The 25,099-nt window shown below is 71.5% G+C and carries 23 protein-coding genes and 1 pseudogene; 16 read left to right on the forward strand and 8 right to left on the reverse strand.

What is annotated here, in order from left to right:
- Window positions 1-8: 8 nt before the first annotated feature.
- Window positions 9-416, reverse strand: a complete 408-nt coding sequence (locus tag ABZZ20_RS21035) for an STAS domain-containing protein (RefSeq protein ID WP_356871647.1) — start codon at window positions 414-416, stop codon at window positions 9-11.
- A gap of 152 nt (window positions 417-568) precedes the next feature.
- Window positions 569-922 (reverse strand): PRC-barrel domain-containing protein, encoded by a 354-nt coding sequence (locus tag ABZZ20_RS21040; protein WP_356871649.1) that lies wholly within the window; start codon window positions 920-922, stop codon window positions 569-571.
- 179 nt (window positions 923-1,101) lie between these two features.
- Here ABZZ20_RS21040 and ABZZ20_RS21045 point away from each other — a divergent pair, with 179 nt between their 5' ends.
- From ABZZ20_RS21045 to ABZZ20_RS21060, 4 genes are all read left to right on the forward strand, one after another.
- Complete coding sequence (locus ABZZ20_RS21045; protein WP_356871651.1) at window positions 1,102-1,350, forward strand: hypothetical protein; 249 nt, start codon at window positions 1,102-1,104, stop codon at window positions 1,348-1,350.
- Between the two features lie 149 nt (window positions 1,351-1,499).
- A complete protein-coding gene (locus tag ABZZ20_RS21050; RefSeq protein ID WP_356871653.1) occupies window positions 1,500-1,685 on the forward strand; it encodes a hypothetical protein in 186 nt (61 codons plus the stop codon).
- 816 nt (window positions 1,686-2,501) lie between these two features.
- Window positions 2,502-3,596 carry a hypothetical protein gene (locus ABZZ20_RS21055; RefSeq protein ID WP_356871655.1) on the forward strand — a complete coding sequence of 365 codons (1,095 nt, stop codon included), beginning with the start codon at window positions 2,502-2,504 and terminating at the stop codon, window positions 3,594-3,596.
- Window positions 3,597-3,947: 351 nt separating this feature from the next.
- Entirely contained in the window at window positions 3,948-4,679 is a 732-nt protein-coding gene (locus ABZZ20_RS21060; protein WP_356871657.1) for a CBS domain-containing protein, read from the forward strand.
- Window positions 4,680-4,960: 281 nt separating this feature from the next.
- Here ABZZ20_RS21060 and ABZZ20_RS21065 read toward each other — a convergent pair whose 3' ends face one another.
- Together ABZZ20_RS21065 and ABZZ20_RS21070 are read right to left on the reverse strand one after the other, a co-directional pair.
- Window positions 4,961-5,908 (reverse strand): universal stress protein, encoded by a 948-nt coding sequence (locus ABZZ20_RS21065; RefSeq protein WP_356871659.1) that lies wholly within the window; start codon window positions 5,906-5,908, stop codon window positions 4,961-4,963.
- Window positions 5,909-6,051: 143 nt separating this feature from the next.
- Complete coding sequence (locus ABZZ20_RS21070; protein ID WP_356871661.1) at window positions 6,052-6,858, reverse strand: HPF/RaiA family ribosome-associated protein; 807 nt, start codon at window positions 6,856-6,858, stop codon at window positions 6,052-6,054.
- 450 nt (window positions 6,859-7,308) lie between these two features.
- Here ABZZ20_RS21070 and gap (ABZZ20_RS21075) point away from each other — a divergent pair, with 450 nt between their 5' ends.
- The 3 genes and pseudogenes from gap (ABZZ20_RS21075) (at window position 7,309) to ABZZ20_RS21085 (ending at window position 9,809) form a co-directional block, all read left to right on the forward strand.
- On the forward strand, window positions 7,309-8,337 hold the full coding sequence (gene gap, locus ABZZ20_RS21075; protein ID WP_356871663.1) for a type I glyceraldehyde-3-phosphate dehydrogenase: 1,029 nt from the start codon (window positions 7,309-7,311) through the stop codon (window positions 8,335-8,337).
- Between the two features lie 205 nt (window positions 8,338-8,542).
- Window positions 8,543-9,013 (forward strand): annotated as a pseudogene (locus ABZZ20_RS21080) (hypothetical protein); the annotation flags it as partial.
- Between the two features lie 94 nt (window positions 9,014-9,107).
- Window positions 9,108-9,809: a vitamin K epoxide reductase family protein gene (locus ABZZ20_RS21085; RefSeq protein ID WP_356871665.1), complete on the forward strand. Its 702-nt coding sequence runs from the start codon at window positions 9,108-9,110 to the stop codon at window positions 9,807-9,809.
- Between the two features lie 31 nt (window positions 9,810-9,840).
- Here ABZZ20_RS21085 and ABZZ20_RS21090 read toward each other — a convergent pair whose 3' ends face one another.
- Window positions 9,841-10,800 (reverse strand): acyl-ACP desaturase, encoded by a 960-nt coding sequence (locus ABZZ20_RS21090; protein ID WP_356871872.1) that lies wholly within the window; start codon window positions 10,798-10,800, stop codon window positions 9,841-9,843.
- A 299-nt stretch (window positions 10,801-11,099) separates the two neighbouring features.
- On the opposite strand from ABZZ20_RS21090, the gene ABZZ20_RS21095 reads away from it, so the two are divergent.
- From ABZZ20_RS21095 to ABZZ20_RS21110, 4 genes are all read left to right on the forward strand, one after another.
- Entirely contained in the window at window positions 11,100-11,378 is a 279-nt protein-coding gene (locus ABZZ20_RS21095; RefSeq protein ID WP_356871667.1) for a hypothetical protein, read from the forward strand.
- Between the two features lie 54 nt (window positions 11,379-11,432).
- Window positions 11,433-12,743, forward strand: a complete 1,311-nt coding sequence (locus tag ABZZ20_RS21100; protein WP_356871669.1) for a globin domain-containing protein — start codon at window positions 11,433-11,435, stop codon at window positions 12,741-12,743.
- 23 nt (window positions 12,744-12,766) lie between these two features.
- On the forward strand, window positions 12,767-14,185 hold the full coding sequence (gene hemG / locus ABZZ20_RS21105) for a protoporphyrinogen oxidase (RefSeq protein ID WP_356871671.1): 1,419 nt from the start codon (window positions 12,767-12,769) through the stop codon (window positions 14,183-14,185).
- A 107-nt stretch (window positions 14,186-14,292) separates the two neighbouring features.
- Window positions 14,293-15,009, forward strand: coding sequence for a response regulator transcription factor (locus tag ABZZ20_RS21110; RefSeq protein WP_356871673.1), 717 nt, complete (start codon window positions 14,293-14,295; stop codon window positions 15,007-15,009).
- A gap of 25 nt (window positions 15,010-15,034) precedes the next feature.
- On the opposite strand, the gene ABZZ20_RS21115 is transcribed toward ABZZ20_RS21110, so the two are convergent.
- Window positions 15,035-16,657, reverse strand: a complete 1,623-nt coding sequence (locus ABZZ20_RS21115) for a GAF domain-containing sensor histidine kinase (protein ID WP_356871874.1) — start codon at window positions 16,655-16,657, stop codon at window positions 15,035-15,037.
- Between the two features lie 454 nt (window positions 16,658-17,111).
- Here ABZZ20_RS21115 and ctaD point away from each other — a divergent pair, with 454 nt between their 5' ends.
- Together ctaD and ABZZ20_RS21125 are read left to right on the forward strand one after the other, a co-directional pair.
- Window positions 17,112-18,704, forward strand: a complete 1,593-nt coding sequence (gene ctaD / locus ABZZ20_RS21120; protein ID WP_356871675.1) for a cytochrome c oxidase subunit I — start codon at window positions 17,112-17,114, stop codon at window positions 18,702-18,704.
- 13 nt (window positions 18,705-18,717) lie between these two features.
- The gene (locus tag ABZZ20_RS21125; RefSeq protein WP_356871677.1) at window positions 18,718-19,242 is read left to right on the forward strand and encodes a hypothetical protein; all 525 of its coding nucleotides are present in this window, start codon (window positions 18,718-18,720) and stop codon (window positions 19,240-19,242) included.
- A 147-nt stretch (window positions 19,243-19,389) separates the two neighbouring features.
- On the opposite strand, the gene ABZZ20_RS21130 is transcribed toward ABZZ20_RS21125, so the two are convergent.
- Window positions 19,390-19,749: a metalloregulator ArsR/SmtB family transcription factor gene (locus ABZZ20_RS21130; RefSeq protein WP_356871679.1), complete on the reverse strand. Its 360-nt coding sequence runs from the start codon at window positions 19,747-19,749 to the stop codon at window positions 19,390-19,392.
- Window positions 19,750-19,878: 129 nt separating this feature from the next.
- Here ABZZ20_RS21130 and ABZZ20_RS21135 point away from each other — a divergent pair, with 129 nt between their 5' ends.
- Complete coding sequence (locus tag ABZZ20_RS21135; RefSeq protein WP_356871681.1) at window positions 19,879-21,231, forward strand: MFS transporter; 1,353 nt, start codon at window positions 19,879-19,881, stop codon at window positions 21,229-21,231.
- A gap of 85 nt (window positions 21,232-21,316) precedes the next feature.
- Here ABZZ20_RS21135 and rox read toward each other — a convergent pair whose 3' ends face one another.
- Complete coding sequence (gene rox, locus ABZZ20_RS21140) at window positions 21,317-22,744, reverse strand: rifampin monooxygenase (protein WP_356871683.1); 1,428 nt, start codon at window positions 22,742-22,744, stop codon at window positions 21,317-21,319.
- 260 nt (window positions 22,745-23,004) lie between these two features.
- Here rox and ABZZ20_RS21145 point away from each other — a divergent pair, with 260 nt between their 5' ends.
- Complete coding sequence (locus tag ABZZ20_RS21145; protein WP_356871685.1) at window positions 23,005-23,961, forward strand: helix-turn-helix domain-containing protein; 957 nt, start codon at window positions 23,005-23,007, stop codon at window positions 23,959-23,961.
- A gap of 118 nt (window positions 23,962-24,079) precedes the next feature.
- Window positions 24,080-25,078, forward strand: coding sequence for a type I glyceraldehyde-3-phosphate dehydrogenase (gap, locus tag ABZZ20_RS21150; protein ID WP_356871687.1), 999 nt, complete (start codon window positions 24,080-24,082; stop codon window positions 25,076-25,078).
- Window positions 25,079-25,099: the final 21 nt, after the last annotated feature.

The raw sequence follows: 25,099 nt of genomic DNA on the forward strand, positions 1-25,099 counted from the left end.
ACCCTTCCCTACGCGCGCCGGTGACCTGCCAGCGCCGCCTCCACATCGGCGTGGAGCGGAAACAGCCCGTCCGCGCCAGTGATGTGGAACATGTGTTTTACCGGTTGGCGGAGGCCGATCAGTTCGAGACTGCCACCGGATTCGTGGACGGCCAGCCGGTTGTGCAACAGCACGTTCAATCCCGTGGAATCGCAGAACTCCAGCCTGCTGAAATCGACGAGCAACCGCTGCCCGCCGTCTGCCCGGGCAGATGCGAGGGCCGCCCGCAACGGCTCGGCGGTGTCGTGGTCGAGCTCCCCGGCCAACGCCAGGACTATCGCCCCCTCGACGGGTCGTACTTCGACCGTGAAGCGGTCGTCATCCTCCGCCGTCGGCATCACGCAACCCCTTTCCCGCAGGTTCGTATCCAGCCGCATCGCGCGCCTACCCCTTCGCCCGCCGGCAAACCAGGCCGGGGGAAGTGCTCGGTGCCGGTCGGCCGGGACGCCGCACCGTCCGGGACGTCCAGGCGGGCACCCGCGCGGGCGACTGCGGGTCGCGGCGGCCCGCGTCCCGGGCGTACCGGCTCTCACATGTGGGGCTGGCCGTAGTACCGGGCGAACTGCTCCAGATAGTTGGGCTCGCCGCCGTACTTGGCCTCGTCGAACTCGGGGGCGCTCTTGATCTGCTCCTTGCTCCGGTTGACGTAGACCCTCTGCTCGGTCGTGTCGATGCGCGTGATGGTGCCGGCCGGTAGCAGAACGTGCTTGCCGAAGATCCAGACACCGGTGTCGACGACGAGGTGGGACGCGCCGACCTCGTCGGAGTGCTTGTCGATCTTTCCGATGCTGCCGTCGGTGGCCTCGACCTTGTAGCCGACGAGGTCGAGGCCACCGCGGTACCCCGTGTCCTGCCGGTGGCCCCAGATTTCTTCCTCACTCATGGCTCGTGCCTCTCTGCGCGTGGCCTGTCACCGTTCCTTGGGCGCCTCCCCGAAAAGGACGCGGGTACGCACGCGCCGGGGCACGGGCGCGGTGCGACGGGGCGGCCCCGGCCGTGTCTGGGTCCGGTCGGGCGGGGTAGGCGAAGGCGAGGGGGCCAGGACGATCGAGGGAGTGAACCATGAGCGAGCACGGGAAGCCGGGCCGTCATCCGCGGACCACGCCGTCGCAGGCCGTGGGCGAGAGTGGTGACGAGGAGGCCCGGCGGGAAGCGGACCGGGCGGTGAAGAGCGACCGGCGAGACGCTGACGGACGTGGCCTCGAAGGGCACTCCGCCAAGCGGCAGCGCCCCGGCATCGGACGTGAAGAGCAGACACGCCCCCACCCTCCCCAGAGCCGCCGCCCTGACTCCGAGAGCGACGACCGCTGAACGGTCGGCACCGCAGTCGGAGGTACCGCAGCCGGCCGGCCGGCTCGGCCCGGCCAACTCTCGCGGTGACGCAAATGGTGCGTACCGTAACAATGCGTGGCAGGGTGAGGCGGGAGTCCCACCCACGCGTTATGTGAGGAGTCGCCGTCATGGGCGGTAAGAAGAACCAGGGGCAGGAGTCGGGTAAGGGCCGCGAGGAGCAGGAGCATATGCGCCGTCCGGGCCAGGACCCCGTTCACCCCGAGACCGGCCGGGGCAAGACCCCGGAAGAGCTCAGGCGGCGCCAGGCCGAGATGCGGCGCGAGCAGGACGAGAAGCGCGACGAGGAGCCCTGACCCCGCTCTGATCGTTGACGCCCACGCACGCAGGACCCGGCCGGGCCCGTAGTCACCACCACCCCGGCCGGGTCCTGTCATGTGCGGGTCCGCACGCGGGGCTCGACCCTCCGGGCACCCGCCCTCACCGACATCGTGTCCGAGGATGACGGGCCAAGACCCCCCGCACCTCGTTGCGGAGGCCGCGCTGTGCGCTGCTTGGTGGCACCACCGGACGCCGGTCGAGATCAAGCGGACCAGGGTCGCGACTCCACCCGTGTCCTGCGGGGACCGGCTGGTGTGATCCCGGGAGCCCTCCCACTGGTGCTCGGGGGTCGGCCGGGCCGACCCCAGGCGCGGGGGTCAGCGGAGATTCGGCCGCATGAGAGCGGGCAGGGGAAGGGAGAGAGGTGTAGCCGTTGCGATCACGGGACGCGCCATGACGAACGCATACATGCACACGGAGAACGCGGGCGGGCACGCCAAGACCGGGCCGCCGACCCATCCGCTCCCGTCGGAGTCGGGCCCCGTACCTCCCACGCGCCCCTCCCCGGCCGACCCTCACACACCGAGGCCGGTCCCCAGGCCCGTCCCCGGACCGGAGCCGACGCCTGAACCGCCACCGCGTCCACCCCGGTAGCCGCGGCCCGCCCCGACGACAGGGGGAATCCATGGGTATCCCTCCGAACGATCCCGTACCTCCCAGTCCTACCCCGGCACCGGGCCCCGGACCCGATCCGCATCCGCAACCCGGCCCACTGCCCGGGCCCGTACCGGCTCCGGAACCGGTCAGCTGAGGGCGGCCGGTGGGTTGCCCTGCCGCTGCGGGAGGAAACCGTGAAGCTGCATTTCTCCCTTCCCCTCTACGCGCATCCCGGCCCGGTCGCCTCCGTATGCCTCGACACTTCCCGCGACGTCGACGACCCGGACCGGGCCATCGACATGCGTTGGCGCAACCTGCGCAAGAGCCTGCTCGCGCACGACGCCGACGAGCCCACCGTCGCAGCGATCGCGGACGCGGTAGGCGCCGACCGCGAGGTGGCCGGGCGGCACGGCCAGGCGATCTACGCCGCCCACGGGAGCCTCCTCCTGGCCGAGTGCCTGCCCGAGCCTCCCGCTCACGACAGCGCCCTGTACGGGATGCTGCCCGATACCCTGGCACTTGCCCTCCAGCACGCACCGGACATCCCGTACGCGGCGGTCGTGATCCACCGCACGCACGTCCCGGGGGCCGGCGGCGAGCAGGAGCTGGAGATCGACCACGAGACGGGCAGATGGCCGATGAGCCGGGTCGCCCCCACCGAGGGCTCGCACCGCCGGATACCGGTGGAGGGCTGGCCCGAGGAGGCCGAACGGCTCCTGGCGGAGCTGGTGGACGGCATGGACGTCGACGGTAACGAGTTGGTCGTGCTGGCCGGTGATCCGTGGGCCGTCAACAGCCTTGTGCGCCCGGCCCCGAGCAGGCTGCACGGCAGCTTCGTCAAACTCAAGGACGCCCACCATCGGCGATCGGAGCCGGGCCGGGCCCTTCTGGAGGAGGAACTCGGCATCCTGCTCGACGGCCGGCTGTCCGAACACGACAAGCACCAGCTCGACGCCTACCTCGGCCAGCGTGCCCGGCACCGGGAGTACGTCGAAGGACTTCCCGCAGCGGTGGCAGCGCTCCAGCGCAGCCAGGCCCAGGCCCTGATCCTCAATCAGCCGGTGCAGCTCACCCGACACCTGTGGGTCGGCACAGCACCCACCCATCTCGCGCTGTCCGGCGAGGACTTGAGCGCTTTCGGCCTGCACTACTACTGGGAGGAGCCTACGGCCGGCGCAGCCCTGATCCGGGCGGCCGTCGGCACCCACGCCGAGCTGATCGCCGTACCCCACGACGAGCTGCCTCTGGAAGACGGCGTCGCCGTGCTCCTGCGCTACACCGGCGCCTGAGCCCCCTGAGCCCCCTGAGCCCCCTGAGCCCCCTGAGCCCCCTGAGCCCCCTCGCCACCGTCGCCCGGTCCACGGCCCTGCGAGCGGGGAGGAGGCGACGCCACCCCCTCGGCCACCCCCACCCCTTCGCCCTTGACGGAGGGGCGACAGCCATGAGGGCGGGGCCGGGCCGGTCCGCCGTCGGCACGGTCGGACCGCGACCGAGGCCGGACGGCCCTCTTCACTGCCCAGTTGGCCTCTGGGAGCCGCGGTGCCCGAGCGGGACGCTGGTCACAGCATCAGCCATGACCGCCCTGTGCCGGCTGCACCGAGTGCGTCGTCCGCCCCACTTGACGGAGAAGGAGAACGAGAATGAAGCACACGAAGGTCGGTGCCCTGATGGAGAAGGACGTCGTTACGGCCGGCTACGGCACCGGGTTCAAGGAGATCGCGAGGCTGCTCGCCGAACACGACGTCAGCGGGCTGCCAGTCGTCGACGAGGACGAGAAGGTCATCGGAGTCATCTCGGAGACCGACCTCGTGTTTCGGCAGGCGGACGCCCCGGAGCCGGGCGCTCGGCAACACCACCCTGCGCTGTCACGGCTGACCAGAACCGGACGCCGCACCGCTGCCAAGGCGCGCGCCCGCACCGCCGGTCTGCTGATGTCCGCGCCGGCCGTCACCGTGCACGCCGACGAGTCGATCGCAGCCGCAGCCCGCACCATGGCGAAGAACCGCATCGAGCGGCTGCCCGTCGTCGATGACCAGGACCGCCTCGTCGGCATCGTCACGCGCCGCGACCTGCTTCAGGTCTTCCTGCGCCGGGACGAGGACATACGCCGCGAGGTGACGGACGAGGTGGTCGTGGGCGCCCTGTGGCTCGTGCCCCAGACCATCGCGGTCAGCGTGCACGACGGCGTGGTCACCTTGAGGGGCGAGCTGGAACGCGCCAGTGAGAAGCCTGTCGCGCTGAACCTGACGAGCCGGATCGACGGTGTGGTCGCGGTCGTCGACGAACTGACCTACCGCCTGGACGACTCGCATCTGGAGCCGGTCGCGCAGACCGTGCACGGCGTGACCGAAGACTGGCTGCGCAAGCTGTGACACGCGGTCCGGGCAGCCCCCTCCGCGGGGGCTGCCCTCGCCGGCCGGGGCTGCTCGTCTGAGGCCGGCCGGGTGAACCCGATCGCCCCGACCCCAGCGGTCACCGACGTGTGGCGCGTGGGACGGCTGTACCCGTGGCCGGCGACCGAACCCCTTCGGCCGCCGGCCACTGACGCGTACCCCGGCACGGCGGGCCGGAAGCGGAACGGAGCTGGCCCGGAAACACCGTGACGGTGTTTCCGGGCCGAGGACCCTGCGTAGGCGATGCGCCGGTGGCGCGGTCAGTCGTGGGGGAGGACCGCTACGGGAGCGCTGGCGCGACGCAGCACCGCGCGGGTAACGGGCCCGAGGTAAGGGCCGATCGCGGAGCGGCGCACGCGGCGTCCGAGGACCAGCAAGGAGGCGTCCTCCGAGGCATCGACGAGGTGGTCCTCAGCATGGCCCACGACGCACTCCAGCTTCACCTCGATTCCGGGGAATTCGCGTCGCCACGGCTGCAGTACGTCGTGGAGCACGTGCGACGCGGACTCGGGCGGCGGGGCGCTGTGGCTCGGGTCGACCTCTGCGGCGCCGGACCCGATGACGGGCTGCTGACTCCGCCCGTGGACGATCCGCAGGGCGGCTCCCCGTGCGGCGGCGGCTGCGAAGGCGTACTCGATCAGCATGTCGCAGGGTCGCGACAGGTCGAGCCCCAGCACCACGTCGCGGTACTCCTCGAACAGGCGGGGTCCGTCGCCGGGTACGGGCAGCCACGCGTCCTCGGCCTTCTGGTCGGGCCGCACGACGACCACCGGCCGTTCCGCGTGCGCGAGGACGGCCGTGGTGACCGATGCCGAGAGGAAACCGGTCTCCGCGTCCGCCGTCTGCGAGGCGCCCGGCGTCGGGGAAGCGAGGACCAGGACCTCGGCCGTCCGCGCTGCCGACAGCAGTTCGCCCATGCGCCGACTGCCGACCGGCTCCGTGCTGATGGCCAGGTCGGCCTGCTGCTCCCGCAGCCGGTCGATCGACTCGCGCAGCGGGCTCTCGACCCGCTGCTCCGTGAGCGTGGTTCCGCGCGCAGTGGCGCCTGCGGCCTCCGGCGGGGCGGCGGGACGGGGCGGGGGCGCGGTCTGCGAGACGTCCAGAACGTGGAGCGGCAGGCCGCGCATGCGAGCTTCGCGCGCGGCCCATTCGGCGGCGGCGAACGAGGCGGCCGAGCCGTCCACCGCGGTGATGACGGGACGTGTCATGGTGGTCCTCCTAGGAGTTGTGGGGCCGGGTAGGGGGCCGGGACCGGGCCGGGGGCCGCTGCCGGGGGAGCCGAGCGCGGTCACTCGGCTCCCCCTGTGGCCGGGACGGCCGTGTGCGGGGCGGCTGCGCACCGCAGGGTGCTCTACCGGGCGGGAGTGATCAGCCCGTAGTGGCCGTCGTACCTGTGGTAGAGCACGCATCCCCGACCGGTGGCAGAGTCGACGAAGAAGACGAACGCGAGCCCGGTGATACGCATGCGCCCGACGGCCTCGTCGATGCTGCACTCGGGTGCACGAGCCGGGCTCACGCTCAACAGGGGGCCGGCTTCGTACGTCGGGTTGTCGCCGTCGGCCGAGGCCACGCGGTGCCCGCCGGTGCGGGCGTCGCGGTAGACGATGCTGTCCGCTCCCGACGTCATGTCGGTGAACAGCCAGAAGTCGTAGTTCATGGACTCCAGGTCGATGACGGCGTCCTCGGGCGTCTGCCGCCCCAGACTGAACGACTTGTGGCGCACGATGCGACGTTCCTCGATCGGCGGCTGGTACCGGTCGGGGCGGGGCGCGTCACTGCGGCTCGCCCTGGACGCCTCCGCGCCGCCGGCACCGCCCCCACCGATGCGGTGGTCCTGCCCGCCGTGCTGCCGGGTACGGGCCAGGCGTGCGGCCAGCCGGTCCTGTAGGAGATCGACCGCCTCGAACATCGTGTCCGCGGCAGCGTGAGCGCGTACGGGGCGCCCGTTCACGTCCACCATGGCCTGAGCAGTGGCGGGGCGGCTCGCCGACGGGTTGGCCGCCTGGGTGAGCTGGGCCCGAACGGCCAGGACCGGCGCCCCCAGGTGTGCGATCGCCGCGAGCACCTTCTCCTGGGCGTACTCGGATGCGCCCTCCGGCACCGGCCCCCGGTTGCTCACCAGGACTTCGATGATCGGACGGGTCTTGAGTCGGCTCATGTGCTCCTCCTTGGTCGCTTCCAGCCTCGCTGTGGCCCGCCTCCCCGGGGCAGTGCCATCCGGCCCCGGCTCCGGGGCCACCCGTACCCGGACACCGGGGCTTCAGGGGCTGTTCGATCGGCTCCCGAGGGCCCTTCGGTCCTGAGAACGTGATCCCTCTCCCCCGCGAGCGGCCACGAACTACCGTGCAGCGAGGGACTGTTGGCGGCGCGGTACGGCCGTTCGTCCCCGTGGCTCCGCGCTCTCGCGGCAGGGACATTGGCCGTGGGCACCTGTGACGAGAACCGGAGGAACCGGGGCCGCCGCGGCCCGGACGGCCCCGGATCGACGGCGGTGATCAGGGTCGAACGGCCCGCGGCTGCGTCCCTGTCGGACCCTGTCCGCGAGTGAGCGCCGGTCCGAGGCTGTTCGGGACACGCACCACTGGACCCATCGGGGAGGGCGACGGACATGACCGTACGCATCGCAATCAACGGCTTCGGCCGCATCGGGCGCAACTACCTGCGCTGCGTGATGGAGCGCGGGGAAGACGGCAGCGGCGCGCCGATGGAGGTGGTGGCGATCAACGACCTCACCTCCCCGGGGACGCTGGCGCACCTCCTGGAATACGACTCCACGTACGGACGGCTGCGCCGCACCGTCGAGCACGACGCCCACTCGATCACGGTCGACGGACACCGCATCGCGGTCACCTCCGAACGTGACCCCGCCGCTCTGCGGTGGGACGCACTGGGCATCGACGTGGTCATCGAGTCCACCGGGCGCTTTCGCACTAGGGAGGCCGCCGGCGCGCACCTGAACGCCGGGGCGCGCAAGGTGCTGCTGTCCGTGCCCGGCAAGGGAGTCGACGCCACCATCGTCATGGGGGTCAACGAGGACACGTACGATCCGGAGGCCGACCACATCATCTCCAACGCCTCCTGCACCACCAACTGCGTGGCGCCGATGGTGAAGGTGCTCAGCGAGCGGTTCGGGATCGTCAAGGGCCTCATGACCACGATCCACGGCTACACCAATGACCAGGTCGTTCTGGACGGCCCGCACGCGGACCTCCGCCGGGCCCGCACCGCCGCCGCGAACATCATCCCGACCAGCACGGGCGCCGCCCGCGCCGTCGGGCTCGTGCTCCCCGAACTCGCCGGCGCACTGGACGGCATCGCGGTGCGCGTACCGGTCGAGGACGGTTCCCTGACCGATCTGAGCCTCGTGCTGGACCGCCCGGTCACGGCGGAGCAGGTCAACGCCGCCTTCCGGGAAGCCGCCCAGGGGCCGCTCAAGGGCATCCTGCGCGTCAATGACGCACCGATCGTCTCGCGCGACATCGTCGGCGATCCGGCTTCCTGCATCATCGACGGCCCGCTGACCCAGGCGCACGGCGACCTCGTCAAGATCTTCGGGTGGTACGACAACGAATGGGGCTACACCAACCGTCTCGCTGACCTGACGGACTTCGTCGCCGCCCGTCTCGATGACCGGTGACGCGGGACGTACCGAGAGGAAAGGCGCGAAAGGAGAAGGGCGGCGATGGACCGATCACGCACTGCGAGGGGCCGTTCGGCCCCTGTCACGAAGTGAACGGGATGTGTTCACTCGTCTTCTGGGTCCGCCCGTCGGCGACGGCGGGCGGTCCCACCAGTGCACGATCAAGCGGAGGGCGCCGCATGGGCGGGAAGAGGGAAGACGGATGATCGCGGCAGTGGGCCATGCCGATCTGACCCGGGAGGCTCTGGAGCTGGTGGAATCGGAGGTCCGGTCCCGGCTGGGCCACCTGGCGGCGAGCGCGACGGGGCTGGTGCGCGCGGGTGCCGGACTGCCGGTGGCGTTCGGGCGCGCGGTACGTGCTGCCGGCCGGCAGCTGGTCGTCCTGCTCCCGGCGGAGGGGGCGGTGCCCGCCGTGCTGCCGGTGCGTGACCGGGCTGCGGCGGGGGAGCTGCTGATACTCGCCGGCCAGGCCCGCCTGCTGGCGTTCGACCCCGCCGACCGCGATGCGTGTGTCGGTGCGGACGAACGGATGATCGCAGGCAGCAGCCGGCTGCTGGCCGTGTGGGACGGTTCGCCGTCCAACGGCCGGGACGCCACGGCGCACCTGGTGGCCTACGCCCGCGCCCGCGGCGTCCCCGTGGACGTGGTGTGGCCGGCCGGTGCCACCCGGAGCCCCGCTGCACGCGTGCGCAGGCTGAGCAGCACTTCCCGCTCCCACCCGTCGGGCGCCCAGCCCGCCATCACAGCACCGAGGCGGAACCACCACGATGACCAGCACCAGCACCAGCACCAGCACCAGCACTAGCCCCGGCCCCGTGCACGACCTGACCGCCAGCACGCACGGTCGCACACGGGACGTCGGGAATCCTGGGGACACCAGGGCCGGCGGGACCGGCACCGGGCGCGCCCTTGCCTGGCTCCTGGTCGTGTCCGGTGCGGCAGGGGTCCTCGCGTCGTTCGTGATCACCCTGGACAAGTTCAAGCTGCTCGCCGATCCAGGGTTCGTGCCCTCGTGCAATCTGAGCCCGGTGTTGTCCTGCAGCAACGTGATGCGCAGCGAGCAGGCGTCCGTATGGGGGTTCCCCAACCCGCTGCTGGGCCTTGCCGCCTATGCGGCGGTCGTCGCGATCGGCTTCGGACTGCTGGCCGGCGCCCGCTACCGCCGGTGGTTCTGGCTCGGGCTCAACCTCGGCACCCTCTTCGGCGCCGGGTTCTGTATGTGGCTGATGAGCCAGGCGCTGTACGAGATCGGGACGCTGTGCCTGTGGTGCTGCCTCGCGTGGGCGGCCACCATCGCCATGTTCTGGTACACCACGGTGCACAACCTCAGGCACGGCGTCATCCGTGCTCCCCGCGCCCTGGTCAGCGCAGTGTTGGAGTTCCACTGGGCCGTGCCGGTCACCTGGTACCTGGGCATCGTGATGCTGATCGCCACCCGGTTCTGGTCCTACTGGCAGACCGTGCTGTAACCCCGCCGACCGTTCCGGTCCCCGGTCTCCCTCAGCTCCTGGCCGCGCGGCGCGCCAGGATGGCGGCCCTGCGCTCGTCGAAGCGGGCCGCCTGGGTGTCCAGACCGGCCAGGAAGTCGCCCAGCTCCTGCTGGGCTTCGAGCCCCTCGGGGCCGAGACCGGAGGCCTCCAGGACCTGGAGGTGGCGCAGTACCGGCTGGAGGACGTCTTCCAGGTGGATGCGCAGGTTGTAGACGCCACCGAGGGCGATCTGTACGGCGGCGCGCTCGAAGCCCGGCATGCCGTGGCCGGGCATCCGGAAGCCGGTGACCACGTCGGCGACGGCGCGCAAGGCCTGGTCGGGGGCGATTTCCAGGGCGGCCTTCAGCAGGTTGCGGTAGAAGACCATGTGCAGGTTCTCGTCCGTGGCGATCCGCGCGAGGATGCGGTCGCAGACCGGGTCGCCGGAGCTTCGTCCGGTGTTGCGGTGCGAGATGCGGGTGGCCAGCTCCTGGAAGGCGACGTAGGCGACCGTGTGTAGCGGTGAGTGCCGGTTGTCCGATTCGAAGCCGGCGGACATGTGGGTCATGCGGGCCCGCTCCAGGGCGTCCGGGTCCACCGCCCGGGAGGCGACCAGGTAGTCCCGCATCACCATGGAGTGCCGGGCCTCCTCCGCGGTCCACTGGTGCACCCATGTGCCCCAGGCGCCGTCGCGCCCGAACAGGGTGGCGATCTCGTGGTGGTAGCTCGGCAGGTTGTCCTCGGTGAGCAGGTTCACCACCATCGAGACGCGGCCCACCTCGGTCAGCGGAGACTGCTCCGGAGCCCAGGGCTCGCCGCCCAGCACCCCGTCGAAGTCCCGCCCCCGGCTCCACGGGACGTACTCATGGGGCATCCACGCCTTGGACACGGAAAGGTGGCGGTTGAGCTCGCACTCGACCGTCTCCTCCAGTGCGTGGAGCAACTGCGTGTCCGTCCACGTGGGGTGCAGGCTGGAACGGGAAGGGGGGATGGTCACGGGGAATCGGCCTCTCGCCGCGGTGTACAGAACTTACGGTTCCGTAAGTTATGGGACCGTGCCGCGGTCTGTCTGGGGGCCGTTCGGCCCTATCGCAGGGCCGGCAAACCGGCCTCCTGCGGGCAGAGCGGGACAGATAGGGCCGAACGGCCCTGTGGTCCGAAGGCGTTCTGTCTCAGAGTGACGGGGTAATACCGACGCGCCTTCCGGCTGCCCGCCCGGTGACCTCGCTACGGCGTGCGCCCAGCCGGTACGGGGAGGCGCTACGGATCTAGTTCGACAGGAGCCGTTCCATGTCCCGCCCGCCCCGCCTCGCCGTGTACGGCGCCGTCGTCTGCGCTCTGGCCACGGCCGCCGCGGTGATGTCCTTCGTCCGGGGCGAGTGGGCGGGCATCGTCTGGCTCCTGCTCGCCGGGCTCGCCTCCAATATCGCCTGGTACTACGCACGCCGGGCCGGAGCCCGGACGGGGAGCGGCAGCCGGAAGGTCGTCGCCGGGCAGGGGTCCGGACCTTCGCCCACCGGCTGCGCGAGCAGCGGTGCGTGCGGCGGATGCGAGCAGAAGACCTGCTGACCGCGGTCCGGCAGCACGAGGGCGAGACGGTAAGGCAACGAGGAGACCCCCCGCTTGAACACCACCCGAGTCGATGACTACCACGCGCTCCTGGCACGGCAGGACGCGATGAGGTTGCGCCGGCAACTGCTCACCCCCGGCCAGCGGTCGCCCGCGGCGACGCCCGAGCGGCAGGAGACCCGGGAGTGGGCCTCCGTCGGCGCGGACTTCTCCGGGGGCGCCGACGACCAGCAGGTGATCCGTCGCCATCTGCCGCTGGTGACCCCCTTCGGCCGGCTCATCGACTACCTCTACGAAGCCCTGTTCGAGCGGCGTCCGTACCTGCGCGGGTTGTTCCCCGAATCGATGGAGTTCCAGCGCGCCCACCTGGAGCTGGCCTTCTGCTACCTGATCGAGAACCTGCACCGGCCGGACGAGGTGGCCGCCTTCTGCACCCGGCTGGGCCGCGATCACCGCAAGCTCGGAGTGCGGCCGGTGCACTACGAGGCGTTCGAGGCGGCGCTCGCCGAAGCGCTGCGACGGAGCGCGGGCCCGGGATGGAGCAGCGAACTGGAGCTGGCCTGGCTGCGGATGCTGCGTTCCGCGGTCACGGCCATGGTGGCAGGGGCGGCCCAAGCGCTGACCGAACCGCCGTACTGGAATGCAACGGTGACGGAGCATCAAGTACTCCGTCCGGACCTCGCCGTCCTCCGCGTCCGCACCAGTGCACCGTACCCCTATCGTGCCGGGCAGTACGCGAGCCTCCAGTCGCCGCTCCTGCCCCACACCTGGCGGCCCTACTCCATCGCCTGCGCACCCCGCCCCGACGCAGAGCTGGAGTTCCACGTCCGCCGCACCGGCTCCGGTGGGGTGAGCGATGCCCTGGTGGCGCACACGTCGCCCGGTGACGTCCTCCGCCTGGGTCCTGCCCAGGGGGCCATGACGCTGGACGACGGACTGGCGCGGGACGTGCTCATCGCGGCGGGCGGCACCGGATGGGCCACCGCGAAGGCGCTGCTGGAGGAGTTGGCCGTACGGCGCCCGCCGGGCCGCAGGGCGCACCTGTTCCTCGGCGCCCGCACGCTCGACGACCTGTACGACACCCGGGCCCTGGCCGCACTGGAGGACCGGTCCCCGTGGCTCCGCGTGGTCCCGGTGATCGGGGCCGGCCCGGCAGCCGCCGAGTACGGCTCGGTGGGCGAGTACGGCTCGGTGGACGAGGCCGTGGCCGGGGGCGGTGACTGGTCGCGACACCTCGCCTACGTCAGCGGCCCGCCCGCCATGGTCCGCGCCACGGTACGGCGACTGGCCGCGATGAAGGTGCCCGCCGACCAGGTCCGCCACGACCCCGTCACGGGCACCGCCGCCCTCCCCCTCGACCAGTGATCCACACCCTTGAAGGAGCCCTCATGAGCGACACGACCACCCATCGGCCCGGAACCGGACAGGGCGTCGGTCACGCCGTCGTCATCGGGGGCGGGATCTCCGGACTCGCCGCCGCACACCGGCTCGCCGAGGCCGGGGCCCGTGTGACCCTGCTGGAGGCATCGCAGCGGCTCGGCGGCAAACTGCGCGCCGGCGAGATCGCGGGCGTGCCGGTCGACCTGGGCGCGGAGGCCCTGTTCGCGCTGCGGCCGGAAGCGGTGGACCTGGCCCGAGCCGTCGGACTGGGGAGCCGGTTGCAGCCCGCCGCCACCACAGCCGCCGCCCTGTGGACCCGGGGAGCCCTGCACCCGATGCCCAAGGGCCATCTGATGGGCGTGCCGGGCGACGCGACCGCGCTCGCTGACGTGCTCTCGCCGGAGGGGCTGGCCCGCGTCGAACGGGATCGCGTGCTGCCGCGCACCGAGATCGGTGAGGACGTCGCGATCGGCGCGTACGTGGCCGAGCGGCTCGGGCGGGAGGTCGTCGACCGGCTGCTGGAGCCGCTACTCGACGGGGTCTACGCGGGCGACGCCTACCGGATCTCGATGCGCGCCACCCTGGGCCACCTCTTCGAGGCGGCCAAGTCCCACGACTCGCTCCTGGACGCCGTCCGGTCCGTCCAGCGGCAATCCGCCGCAACGCCCCCGGCTGGCCCGGTCTTCATGGGCATCGACGGGGGCATCGGGCTCCTTCCCGATGCCGTGGCCGACGCCGTACGGGCCCGGGGCGGCGAGATCTTCCTGGGCACGCCCGCAGTGGAACTGGCCCGCACCGGCACGGGCTGGCAGGTCCGCACCGCCGCCCGCACCCTCACGGCCGACCACGTGGTGCTCGCGACTGTCGCGGGGGCGGCGGCCACCCTGCTCGCCGCGGAGGTCCCGGCCGCAGCGGCCGAGCTGTCCCAGGTGGAGTACGCCTCCCCGGCTCTGGTCACGCTCGCGTACCGCCGCTCAGAGCTGCCCGAGCTGCCCACGGGGAGCGGTTTCCTCGTGCCGCCCGTCGACGGCCGCACCATCAAAGCCGCGACCCTGCTGTCCCACAAGTGGCAGTGGATCTCGGACGCGGCCCCCGACCTGTTCATCCTGCGCGCCTCCATCGGCCGGCACGGCGACGAGCAGGCCCTGTACCTCGACGACGGCGATCTCGTCGCGGCGGCCCGGCGCGACCTCGGTGAGGCGACGGGCCTGACGGCGAAGCCCGTGGCCGCCAAGGTCAGCCGCTGGCACGACGGGCTGCCGCAGTACGCGGTCGGTCACGCGGCGCGCGTCTCCCGGATCAGGGAAGAGATCGAGAAGCTGCCCGGCATACGGGTCTGCGGCGCCGCGTACGACGGCGTGGGCATCGCCAACTGCGTCGCTGGCGGCCAACGCGCCGCTGACCAGATCACCGGTGCCGACCTCTGACGGTGCAAGGCGTCACCACGGACCGGGCCACCGTCCGGTTCGAAGGCCCCGGCCGGTCACCGCAGGATCCCCCGCTTCCTTCCCTCGACGTCGACGGAGCAGCACTCATGCACGCACACGCCACGCCCGCCTCACCCCTGCGGGTCTTCATCCTCGACGACCACGAGGTCGTACGCCGGGGGGTGCGCGACCTGCTCGAAGCCGAGCCGGACATCGTGGTGGCCGGTGAGGCGGCCAACGCGCGGGAGGCCCTCGCCCGGGTACCCGCGGCCCGCCCGCACGTGGCCGTGCTGGACGTGCGGCTCGGCGAGGGCGCCGGCGGGGGAAGTGATCACGGCGGGGTGGAGGTGTGCAGGGAGCTGAGGGCCCGCATGCCCGAGCTGGCCTGTCTGATGCTGACGTCCTTCGACGACGACGAGGCGCTCTTCGACGCCATCATGGCGGGGGCTGCCGGTTATGTGCTCAAGCAGATCGGTGGCTCCGCCCTGGTGGACGCCGTACGCACGGTGGCGACCGGCCGATCGATGCTCGATCCCCGCACGACCGCTCACGTGATGGCCAGACTGCGGGGTCCCAAGCCGGTCCCCGAGCAGCCGGACACCTCGCAGTTGGAACGGCTCTCACCGCGAGAGCTGGAGATCTTGGACCTGATCGGGGAAGGGTTGACGAACCGGCAGATCGCCACGCGCCTGTTCCTGGCGGAGAAGACGGTCAAGAACCGGGTCTCGTCCATCCTGGCCAAGCTGGGCGTGGGCCGCCGCGTCCAGGCCGCGATGATCGCCGAGAGACTGCGAGAACAGTCGCCCGGACCGCGCCCCCACTGACCGCGGACACCGTTGGCCCGCGGTTTCAGTCCGCGGGCAGCGGCACGCGCCACACGATCCGGGTGCCGCCGCGTTGCGGGGACTCGATGCTCAGGGTGCCTGCGTGCTCTTCGGCTCGTGAGCGCATGTTGGCCAGCCCGCCGGTGTGTCGGGCAGCGCCGACGCCCACGCCGTCGTCCGTGATGGTGAGCGTCAGGCCGTCCTCGGCGTCCGGCGCGATGAGCACGACGTCGGCCCGTCGGGCCCCGGCATGGCGGGCGGTGTTGCTGAGGGCCTCTGCGGTCACTGCCAGGACGTGGTCGGCCAACTCGGCGGGAACCACGGAGTCCACGGGGCCCTCGATGCGCAGGGTGGGCGGGAACCCGAGCGACTGGGCAGCCAGCCGGGCGGTTTCGGGCAGCCGGTGACGCAGGCCGGCACCGCCCCGGTGCCCGTCTGCCGACCGCAACTCGAAGATCGTGGACCGGATGATCTGAATGGTGGTGTCCAGATCGTTCACCGCGCGGCCCACGCGCTCGGCCGCGTCGGGGTGCTCGATCAGGCGATGGGCGCTCTCCAGCGTCATGCCGGTGGCGAAGAGCCGCTGGATCGCCAGGTCGTGGAGATCGCGGGCGATGCGGTCCCGGTCGTGCAGGACGGCCAGTTCCTCGCCGTCGGCCCGCCGCTGGGCGAGCTCAAGGGCGATCGCGGCCTGGTCGGCGAAGCCGGAGATGAGCTGCACCTCGATGTCGTCGAAGGCGGGCCGGCCCGCCCGGCGGCTCAGCCTCACGGCGCCACAGGCGTCCGCGTCGACCGGGAGCGGCACCGCGACCGTGGGACCGTACGCCTCGTCGTCGTCCCCCAGCCGATTCGCCCGGGGGTCGGTGGCGATGTCCGCGGTGGCCACGGGCCTGCCCGTGCGCGCGGCCAGCCCCGGGAGCGAACCGTGCAGGGGCAGGTTCAGCCCCCGGACCCGCTCCGCGCCGTATCCGTGCGCCACCTCGGCGGTGAGTCCCTCCTCGCCGCTGTTGCCGCTCGCCGGAAGCAGCACGACGGCGAGGTCGGCGCCGGCCACCTCCATCGCCCGCCGGGCGATCAGACGCAGTACATCTCCCGCCGCCGTGCCGACGAGCAGACTGCGGGTGATCTCGCCCAGTGCTTCGAGCCAGTGCTCGCGCCGGCGGCTCTCGTGGTACATGCGGGCGTTGTCGATGGCGATTCCGGCCGCGAGCGACAGGGTGGTCAGTACGGCTTCGTCATCCGCGTCGAACCCGCCCCCGCCGCGCTTCTCCGTGAGGTACAGGTTTCCGAACACCTCGTCCCGGACGCTGACGGGTACCCCGAGGAACGTGCGCATCGGAGGGTGGTGGTCGGGGAAGCCGAAACTGTTGGGGTGTTGGGTCAGGTCGGTCAGCCGCAGGGGTACGGGGTGCTGGATGAGTTCCCCGAGGATGCCGCGCCCGCAGGGGCTCTGACCGATGCGGGCCACCAGTCCATCGGCCATTCCGACGGGCAGGAACTGGGACAGCCGCTGTCCCTCCCCGACCACTCCCAGCGCCCCGTACTCGGCGTTGGTGAGCGTGACGGCTGCCTCCACGATGCCGTGCAGCACCTGCGGAAGCTCCAGCCCGCGCCCCAGGTTCATGACGGCGGCCAGCAGGCCGTGCATCCGCTCGGGTGCGTCCAGAGGTGGCCACGGCGGGACCGTGGGGGGTGTTCCCGATGGCATACCTGCTCCTCAACCGCTGTTGCCGAGACAGCCTACGACAGCCCTACAACAGCTCTACGACGGGCCCACGACAGTCCCACGACAGCCCCGTGCGGTGCGGCGGCGCCGTGTGCAGCTGCGATCCTCGCAGGGGCCGTTCGGCCCCATCCCCGGATGTGGGGAGGGGCTGTTCGGCCCTATCCGCCCCCCGGGCCCCTCCGCCGATCATGGGGCGGCGGCCGGGATGCGCCGTGCTCCCCGCACCGAGGGCGCCTCCCGGTCCGCCTTCGGCACCACAAGACCGGGAGGGCGTCGTCCAGTGGACGCGGCAAGCACCAAGCAATTGAACACAGCGGGACAGCCACCGGTGGTGGCACACGGCGAGACGTCCGGTCGGACGAGCCGGCCTTCGTGGGTGGAGTGGCTGACGACCACCGATCACAAGAAGATCGGCACGATGTACCTGGTCAGTGCGTTCGTGTTCTTCATCGTCGGCGGCGTCATAGCCCTGCTGATGCGCGCCGAGCTGGCCCGCCCGGGTACCCAGATCATGTCGAACGAGCAGTTCAACCAGGCGTTCACGATGCACGGTTCGATCATGCTGCTCATGTTCGCGATGCCGCTGTTCACCGGCTTCGCGAACTGGATCATGCCGCTTCAGATAGGCGCCCCGGACGTGGCGTTCCCGCGGCTGAACATGCTCGCCTTCTGGCTCTTCCTGTTCGGCTCGCTGATCGCGGCGTTCGGATTCCTCACCCCCGGCGGTGCGGCCGACTTCGGCTGGTTCCTGTACGCGCCGCTGTCGGACTCGGTGCACTCGCCCGGGCTCGGCGCCGACATGTGGATCATGGGAGTGGCGCTGTCCGGCTTCGGCTCCATAGCGGGCGCGGTCAACTTCATCACCACGATCATCTGCATGCGTGCGCCCGGCATGACGATGTTCCGCATGCCGATCTTCACCTGGAACGTGCTGCTGACGGCGCTGTTGGTCCTCATCGTCTTCCCGGTGCTCGCCGCGGCGCTCTTCGCGCTCGAATGTGACCGCAAGTTCGGCTCCCACGTCTTCGACGCGTCCAACGGCGGCGCCCTGCTGTGGCAGCACCTGTTCTGGTTCTTCGGCCACCCCGAGGTGTACATCCTCGCGCTGCCGTTCTTCGGCATCGTTTCCGAAGTGATTCCGGTCTTCTCCCGCAAGCCGATGTTCGGCTACATCGGGCTGATCGCCGCGACGATGGCCATCGCCGGCCTCTCGGTGACCGTGTGGGCCCACCACATGTACGTCACGGGCGGTGTGCTGCTGCCGTTCTTCTCGTTCATGACCTTCCTGATCGCGGTGCCGACCGGTGTGAAGTTCTTCAACTGGATCGGCACCATGTGGAAGGGCTCGCTGTCCTTCGAGACCCCCATGCTGTGGACGGTCGGCTTCCTGGTCACCTTCGTCTTCGGCGGTCTGACCGGCGTCATCCTGGCCGCGCCCCCGATGGACTTCCACATCTCCGACTCGTACTTCGTCGTCGCGCACTTCCACTACACGGTCTTCGGTACGGTCGTGTACGCGATGTTCGCCGGATTCCACTTCTGGTGGCCGAAGTTCACGGGCAAGATGCTGGACGAGCGCCTCGGTAAGATCACCTTCTGGAGCCTCACGGCCGGGTTCCACCTCACCTTCCTCGTGCAGCACTGGCTCGGCGCCGAGGGCATGCCCCGCCGGTACGCCGACTACCTGGCCGCCGACGGCTTCACCGCCCTCAACACCCTGTCCACCATCGGCTCCTTCCTGCTGGGCCTGTCGATCCTGCCGTTCTTCTACAACGTCTGGAAGACGGCGAAGTACGGCAAGAAGGTCGAGGTCGACGACCCGTGGGGTTACGGCCGCTCGCTGGAGTGGGCGACCTCCTGCCCGCCCCCGCGGCACAACTTCAGCTCCCTGCCTCGGATCCGTTCCGAGTCCCCGGCGTTCGACCTGCACCACCCCGAGATCGCCGCGCTCGACGCGGCGCACCACTGAGGCGGCGGCCCTCATGTCTCACGCTGTCCCGGCGCTGGGCATCGCCGTACTGTGCGCCTCCGGTTGGGTCTGGTACCTGCCCGCCGCGGCGGACGTACGGGCCGGCGCCGACCGGCCGCTGTCGAGCAGGCTGTCCGCCGCGGCCACGCTGACCGGTTGGGGCACGGCCGCCCTCGTCGCCGCGTTGCTGCTCACCCCCGTGCCCTGGAGCGCGATCGCCGCTTGGGCGGCCGTGGGCGCGGCTGCCGCGGTATGCCTGGCGACCCGCGCGCGCGTCCAACACGTACACGAGGAGAAGGAAGAGGCCGAGCGCTGGAAGGCTCTGCGGTACGACGTCCGTCCGGGCCTTCCCGGTCCCCAGCGAGCCTTCGTGTGCTGGCTCCTGGTCGGCGTCACCCTCGCCACCGGGACGGCGCTCGCCGTGCTCTACGCCGGTGGTGCGGTACCCGCCGTCGTGGCGGCCGTGGCGGTCGCCGGCCTTTCCCTGGCCTTCGCGAGCACCCGCGCGCACCGGGTCCGCCGTCGCGCGCTCCGCTGAACACGGGCCCCGCCGCCCCCCCAGGGTTCGCACCCGATGCGTAGGTCCGGTCGGGGGGTGCGGGGCGCCACGGAAGGCTCCGCGCCCGCGTCCAGCGTGCTCCCCGCCTCCTCGTACACACCATCGGCGGACGCCGCGCGTGCGGCGTCAGTCGTGCGGGGCCTCGCCGCTGATCCGGTGATCGGCGTGGCTGAGCGCCTCCACCACGAGGCGGCGCAGGTGTCCGTCCCGCAGTCGGTAGTGCACGTGGCGGCCGTCCTTGCGCGTCTCCACCAGACCGGCGAGGCGCAGTTTGGCCAGGTGCTGGCTGACCGCGGTCCGGGACGCCGTACACCGTTGCGCGAGGGAGCCCACGTCAGACTCCTCCTGGGCCAGGAGCCACAGCAGGTGTAGCCGCGTCGCGTCGGAGAGCAGTGCGAACACGGCGGCGGCCTCGGCCAGCCGGGCGTCGTCGGGTGCACGCAGATGCGTCGTCGTCGCAGGTGGAACCGATTCGCTCACAGGCATGGGAACAGAGTAGGTCGACAGGGCCCGCATCCGGCCGGCCGCCGCCTCGCACCCGCCATCATGTGCACATCTGCGCACATGATGCATAGTCTGGGATGGTCGGCCCGATCGCCCGCGAAGGACGCCCGCATGCTGTCCGTACTGAGCAACCGCACCTACCGGCACCTCTTCACGGCCCAGCTCATCGCCCTCGTCGGCACCGGCCTGGCAACCGTGGCGCTCGGCCTCCTGGCGTACGACCTCGCGGGCCCGCGAGCGGGCTCGGTGCTCGGCACAGCCCTGGCGATCAAGATGACTGCGTACGTCGCCGTCGCCCCGGCGATCGGCGCGGTCGCCGACCGGATACCGCGCCGGGCCCTGATGGTCGGCGCCGACCTGATCCGCGCGGCGGTGGCACTGACGCTGCCCTTCGTCGACCGGGTCTGGCAGGTCTACGCCCTGATCTTCATGCTCCAGGCCGCCTCCGCCGCCTTCACGCCGACCTTCCAAGCGGTCATCCCCGAGGTGTTGCCCGAGGAACGCGACTACACCCGGGCCCTCTCGGCGTCCCGGCTCGCCTACGACCTGGAGAGCCTCTTCAGCCCCGCCCTGGCCGCCGCCCTCCTCACGTTCACGAGCTACAACTGGCTCTTCCTCGGCACCGTCGGAGGCTTCACGGCCTCCGCCGCGCTCGTCGTATCGGCCCTCCTGCCCCGACCCGTCCCCGCTCCGCGGCGGAACGGCGGGGTGTACGCGAAGGCCACCGCCGGCAGCCGGCGCTTCTTCACCACCCCGCACCTGCGGGCCCTGCTCTTCCTCAACCTCGCGGTCGCCGCCGCCAGCGCGACCGTCATCGTCAACACGGTCGTCTACGTACGCAGCCACCTCGGCCGTGCCAGCGGCGACGTCGCGCTGGCCCTCGGCGCCTACGGCGCGGGCTCCATGGTGGTCGCCCTGCTCCTGCCCCGCATCCTGGACCGGGTCGCGGACCGTACGGTGATGCTGCGCGGGGCCCTGCTGCTCACCCCGGCCTTCGGCGCGCTCGGGGGGATCACCGCGGCCGGGGCGGGCGGCTGGCGTTGGCCGGCACTGCTCGCGGCCTGGGCGGTGTTCGGCGCGGCGTGCTCCATGGTCCTCACCCCGACCGGCCGCCTCATCCGCCGCTCGGCGCCGCCCGAGGAGCGGACCGCCGCCTTCGCCGCGCAGTTCTCGCTCTCACACGCCTGTTGGCTGCTGACCTACCCGCTGGCCGGATGGCTGGGAGCCGCGGCCGGGCTCCAGGCGGCCGTCGTCGCCCTGGGCGTGATCGCCAGCGCGGCAGCCGTGGTGGCCGCACGGCTGTGGCCGTCCGGCGTCACGGACGAACAGCCGCACGTCCACACGGATCTGGCCCCCGACCATCCGCACCTGGCGGGTGCGGCAGAGGTGTCCGGCGGGTGGAGCCACCGCCACGGCCCGGCGCAGGGCGCCCTCCACCCGGCCGTGGCCGAGCCCGCCCGTTGAACGCCCGCCCGGACCGGGGGCACCGTACGCACGAGGTGCTCCCCGAACGCCTCCCCGTACCGGCGCCAGGAGATTCCCGGACGTCTCAGACGGCGGCAGCGCCGAACCACCGGGGGAGCCGGCCGAGCAGATCCCGCTGGTCCTCACCGACCCACGCCACGTGGCCGTCCGGCCGCAGTAGCACCGCGGGCACGTCCAGTTCCTCACTGACGTCGACGACGTGGTCGACCCGATCCGCCCAACCCGCCACCGAGAGCCGGCCGGTCTGGTCGAGCAGCAGCCCGCGGCCGGCGTGCATCAGCTCGTAGAGGCGCCCCCGCTTCAGCCCGATGTCCCGCAGCCGCCGGCCGAGCAGTTCGTGCCCCCCGCCGAAGTCGTAGCGGATCCCGATCGCAGTGATCTTCTCGATCAGGTGCCGGTTCACGTCCTCGATGTCCATCAGCTCCGCCAGCAGCCGGCGCACTGACCGGGGACCCGGCTCGGGGGACAGCAGCTCCATCTGTGCGCGAGTGTTGTCCAACACGTCCGCGGCCACCGGGTGCCGTTCGGTGTGGTAGCTGTCCAACAGCCCCTCCGGTGCCCAGCCCCCCACCTCGGCGGCCAGCTTCCAACCGAGGTTGAAGGCGTCCTGGACACCGAGGTTGAGCCCCTGCCCGCCGGTCGGCGGGTGGATGTGCGCCGCGTCGCCGGCCAACAGCACCCGGCCGACCCGGTAGCGTTCGGCCTGCCGGGTGGCATCGCCGAAACGGGAGATCCAGCGCGGTGAGTGCACGCCGAAGTCGGTGCCGGCGAAGTCCCGCAGCCGCTGCTTGAACTCCTCCAGTGTCGGCGCCACCGTGCGGTCCTCGGCCACCCCCTCGGCGGGCACGATGACGCGGTACACCCCGTCCCCGAGGGGCATGGTGCCGAACCGCAGGTGGGTCTTGCGGACTTCGGCCACCACGGAGGCCATCGTCTCCAGCGGTACACCCACCTCCACCTCGCCCAGCAGCGTCTCGACCCTGGTGGGCTCGCCGGGGAAGCCGACGCCGAGCAGCTTGCGCACCGTGCTGCGCCCCCCGTCGCACCCGACGAGGTAGCGCGAGCGCAGCCGCGTGCCGTCGGCCAGTTCAGCGGTCACCCCGTGTTCGTCCTGGCTCAGCCCGACCAGTTCGCAGCCGCGCCGGATCTCGGCGCCGAGCTCGGTGGCGTGCTCGGTCAGCAGGCGCTCGGTGACCACCTGCGGAATGGCGAGGACGTACGAATGCGAGGTGTCGAGCCGTTCGGGCCACGACGTGCCGATGCCGGCGAAGAAACCACCGACCGCGAACTGCTCGCCGAGCGCGAGGAACCGCTCCAGCAGGCCGCGCTGGTCCATCACCTCGACGCTGCGCGCGTGCAGGCCGCGCGCTCGGGACTGACCGGTCGGCTCCGCCTCCTTGTCCAGCACGAGCACGTGCACGCCGTGCAGCCGCAACTCACTGGCCAGCATCAGGCCGGTCGGTCCAGCACCGGCAATGATCACGTCGATCACGAGGACCCCCCATATGTTCCACAAGGCTGTGTTCCGGCCAGCTCCACGCGGTCCGGCGGCGCGCACATCAGCACCGGCGGATGCACGCGTACTGCGAGGACCGTGATTTCCGCAGATTCTGGCTTCGGTCGGAGATTTTGCAGCACGACCCGGGTCTTGCCGCAAGGCCCCCGGTGCGCTATACCTTGAGAGTGGCAAGGAGTGGTTTCACCTCCTTGCCTTTTGTCTTTTGTGCTTGCGTCTTGCGTACCCTCGTTCCCGTGCCAGCCCCCCGCCTGCATCACGTCGCCGTCCTCGTACTCGAGGGCGCCAAGCCCCTTGACGTCGGCATTCCCGCGCAGGTGTTCACGACCCGCGCGAGCATGCCGTACGAGGTACGGGTGTGCGGCGCGGCGCCCGGTCTCGTGACCGGCGGCGACGGTCTGTCGTACTACGTCGCACACGGCCTCGAAGCACTGGCGTGGGCCGACATCGTCTTCGTCCCCGGCTACCGGTTCCCGGACCGCGACGATCCGTCGCGGGCTGTCGTCGACGCGCTGATCGCCGCCCACGACCGGGGCGCGCGGCTCGCCGCCATCTCGACGGGCGCCTTCGCGCTCGCCGCCACCGGCCTGCTCGACGGCAAGCGCGCCACGACGCACTGGCACTACGCGCGGGCCCTCGCGGCGAAGCACCCGCTGGTACAGGTCGACGAGAACGTGCTGTTCGTCGACGAGGGCAGCGTGCTGACCTCGGCCGGCGCCGCCTCGGGCATCGACCTGTGCCTGCACATCCTGCGGGGCGACCTCGGGGTCGCCGCGTCGAACCACACGGCTCGGCGCCTGGTCGCCGCCCCCTACCGCAGCGGTGGTCAGGCGCAGTACGTACCGCGCAGCGTGCCCGAACCGCTCGGCGAGCGGTTCGCCGCCACCCGGGAGTGGGCACTGCACCGGCTGGCGGAGCCCCTCACCCTGGAGGCGCTCGCCCGGCATGCGGCGGTGTCGCCGCGCACGTTCTCGCGGCGCTTCGCCGATGACACGGGGTACACGCCGATGCAGTGGGTCATGCGCGCCCGCGTCGACATGGCGCGCGAACTGCTCGAACGTTCGGGACGCAGCGTCGAACAGATCGCCGCCGACGTCGGTCTGGGGACGGGAGCGAATCTGCGGCTCCACTTCCAGCACATCCTGGGCACCACGCCGAGCGAGTACCGGCGCACCTTCGCCCGGGGGGAGTAGGGACCCGGCACGTGGACTCCGGCACATGGCGAGATCCTTGCGAACCGTGGCGATCGCGCCGCTGTCACCGGCGGTCGGCGCGCGCGAACCTGATGGCGAACTCGAAGGGACACAGCTCATGACTCGCATCGCCATCAACGGATTCGGCCGCATCGGACGCAACGTGCTGCGCGCACTGCTCGAACGCGACAGCGATCTGCAGGTCGTCGCCGTCAACGACCTCACGGAGCCCGCCACCCTCGCGCGGCTGCTCGCCTACGACACGACGGCGGGCCGGCTCGGCCGCCCGGTGACCGTGGACGGGAACGCCCTCGTCGTCGACGGCCGTCGCATCACCGTGCTCGCCGAGCGCGAACCGGCACAGCTGCCGTGGGCCGAGCTCGGCGTCGACATCGTGCTGGAGGCGACCGGCCGTTTCACGTCGGCGAAGGCGGCCCGGGCCCACCTCGATGCGGGCGCGAAGAGGGTGCTCGTCAGCGCGCCGGCGGATGGCGCCGATGTCACCCTCGCGTACGGGGTCAACAACGACGCGTACGACCCGGCTGTCCACACGATCGTCTCGAACGCCTCGTGCACGACCAACGCGCTCGCCCCCCTGGCCGCGGTCCTCGACGAGCTCGCCGGCATCGAGCACGGCTTCATGACGACGGTGCACGCCTACACGCAGGAGCAGAACCTGCAGGACGGCCCCCACCGCGACGCCCGTCGGGCCCGCGCGGCCGCCGTCAACATCGTGCCGACCACGACGGGCGCCGCCAAGGCGATCGGCCTCGTGCTGCCGAACCTCGACGGCAAGCTGTCGGGCGACTCGATCCGGGTGCCGGTTCCGGTGGGATCGATCGTCGAACTCAACACGACCGTCGCCCGCGATGTCACGCGCGAAGACGTGCTGGCGGCGTACCGGGCCGCGGCGGAGGGGCCGCTCGCCGGGGTGCTCGAATACTCGGACGACCCGCTCGTGTCGTCGGACATCACCGGCAACCCGGCCTCGTCGATCTTCGACTCGGCCCTCACCCGCGTGGACGGCCGCCACATCAAGGTGGTCGCCTGGTACGACAACGAGTGGGGCTTCTCGAACCGCGTGATCGATACGCTCGAACTCCTCGCCGCTGGCTGATCGGAAGTCGGGGCGGCCCCG

This window comes from Streptomyces sp. NPDC006430, assembly GCF_040612395.1.
GTDB lineage: Bacteria > Actinomycetota > Actinomycetes > Streptomycetales > Streptomycetaceae > Streptomyces.

What these genes read in the sequence shown, in the direction of transcription:
- ABZZ20_RS21050 (WP_356871653.1), top strand. Translation starts at nt 1,500, where the DNA reads ATGGGCGGTAAGAAGAACCAGGGGCAGGAGTCGGGTAAGGGCCGCGAG.
- ABZZ20_RS21110 (WP_356871673.1), top strand. Translation starts at nt 14,293, where the DNA reads ATGCACGCACACGCCACGCCCGCCTCACCCCTGCGGGTCTTCATCCTC.
- ABZZ20_RS21085 (WP_356871665.1), top strand. Translation starts at nt 9,108, where the DNA reads ATGACCAGCACCAGCACCAGCACCAGCACCAGCACTAGCCCCGGCCCC.
- ABZZ20_RS21065 (WP_356871659.1), bottom strand. Translation starts at nt 5,908, where the DNA reads ATGACACGTCCCGTCATCACCGCGGTGGACGGCTCGGCCGCCTCGTTC.
- ABZZ20_RS21130 (WP_356871679.1), bottom strand. Translation starts at nt 19,749, where the DNA reads ATGCCTGTGAGCGAATCGGTTCCACCTGCGACGACGACGCATCTGCGT.
- gap (WP_356871687.1), top strand. Translation starts at nt 24,080, where the DNA reads ATGACTCGCATCGCCATCAACGGATTCGGCCGCATCGGACGCAACGTG.
- ABZZ20_RS21095 (WP_356871667.1), top strand. Translation starts at nt 11,100, where the DNA reads ATGTCCCGCCCGCCCCGCCTCGCCGTGTACGGCGCCGTCGTCTGCGCT.
- ABZZ20_RS21060 (WP_356871657.1), top strand. Translation starts at nt 3,948, where the DNA reads ATGAAGCACACGAAGGTCGGTGCCCTGATGGAGAAGGACGTCGTTACG.
- hemG (WP_356871671.1), top strand. Translation starts at nt 12,767, where the DNA reads ATGAGCGACACGACCACCCATCGGCCCGGAACCGGACAGGGCGTCGGT.
- ABZZ20_RS21040 (WP_356871649.1), bottom strand. Translation starts at nt 922, where the DNA reads ATGAGTGAGGAAGAAATCTGGGGCCACCGGCAGGACACGGGGTACCGC.
- ABZZ20_RS21070 (WP_356871661.1), bottom strand. Translation starts at nt 6,858, where the DNA reads ATGAGCCGACTCAAGACCCGTCCGATCATCGAAGTCCTGGTGAGCAAC.
- gap (WP_356871663.1), top strand. Translation starts at nt 7,309, where the DNA reads ATGACCGTACGCATCGCAATCAACGGCTTCGGCCGCATCGGGCGCAAC.
- ABZZ20_RS21135 (WP_356871681.1), top strand. Translation starts at nt 19,879, where the DNA reads ATGCTGTCCGTACTGAGCAACCGCACCTACCGGCACCTCTTCACGGCC.
- ABZZ20_RS21125 (WP_356871677.1), top strand. Translation starts at nt 18,718, where the DNA reads ATGTCTCACGCTGTCCCGGCGCTGGGCATCGCCGTACTGTGCGCCTCC.
- ABZZ20_RS21045 (WP_356871651.1), top strand. Translation starts at nt 1,102, where the DNA reads ATGAGCGAGCACGGGAAGCCGGGCCGTCATCCGCGGACCACGCCGTCG.
- ABZZ20_RS21115 (WP_356871874.1), bottom strand. Translation starts at nt 16,657, where the DNA reads ATGCACGGCCTGCTGGCCGCCGTCATGAACCTGGGGCGCGGGCTGGAG.
- ABZZ20_RS21035 (WP_356871647.1), bottom strand. Translation starts at nt 416, where the DNA reads ATGCGGCTGGATACGAACCTGCGGGAAAGGGGTTGCGTGATGCCGACG.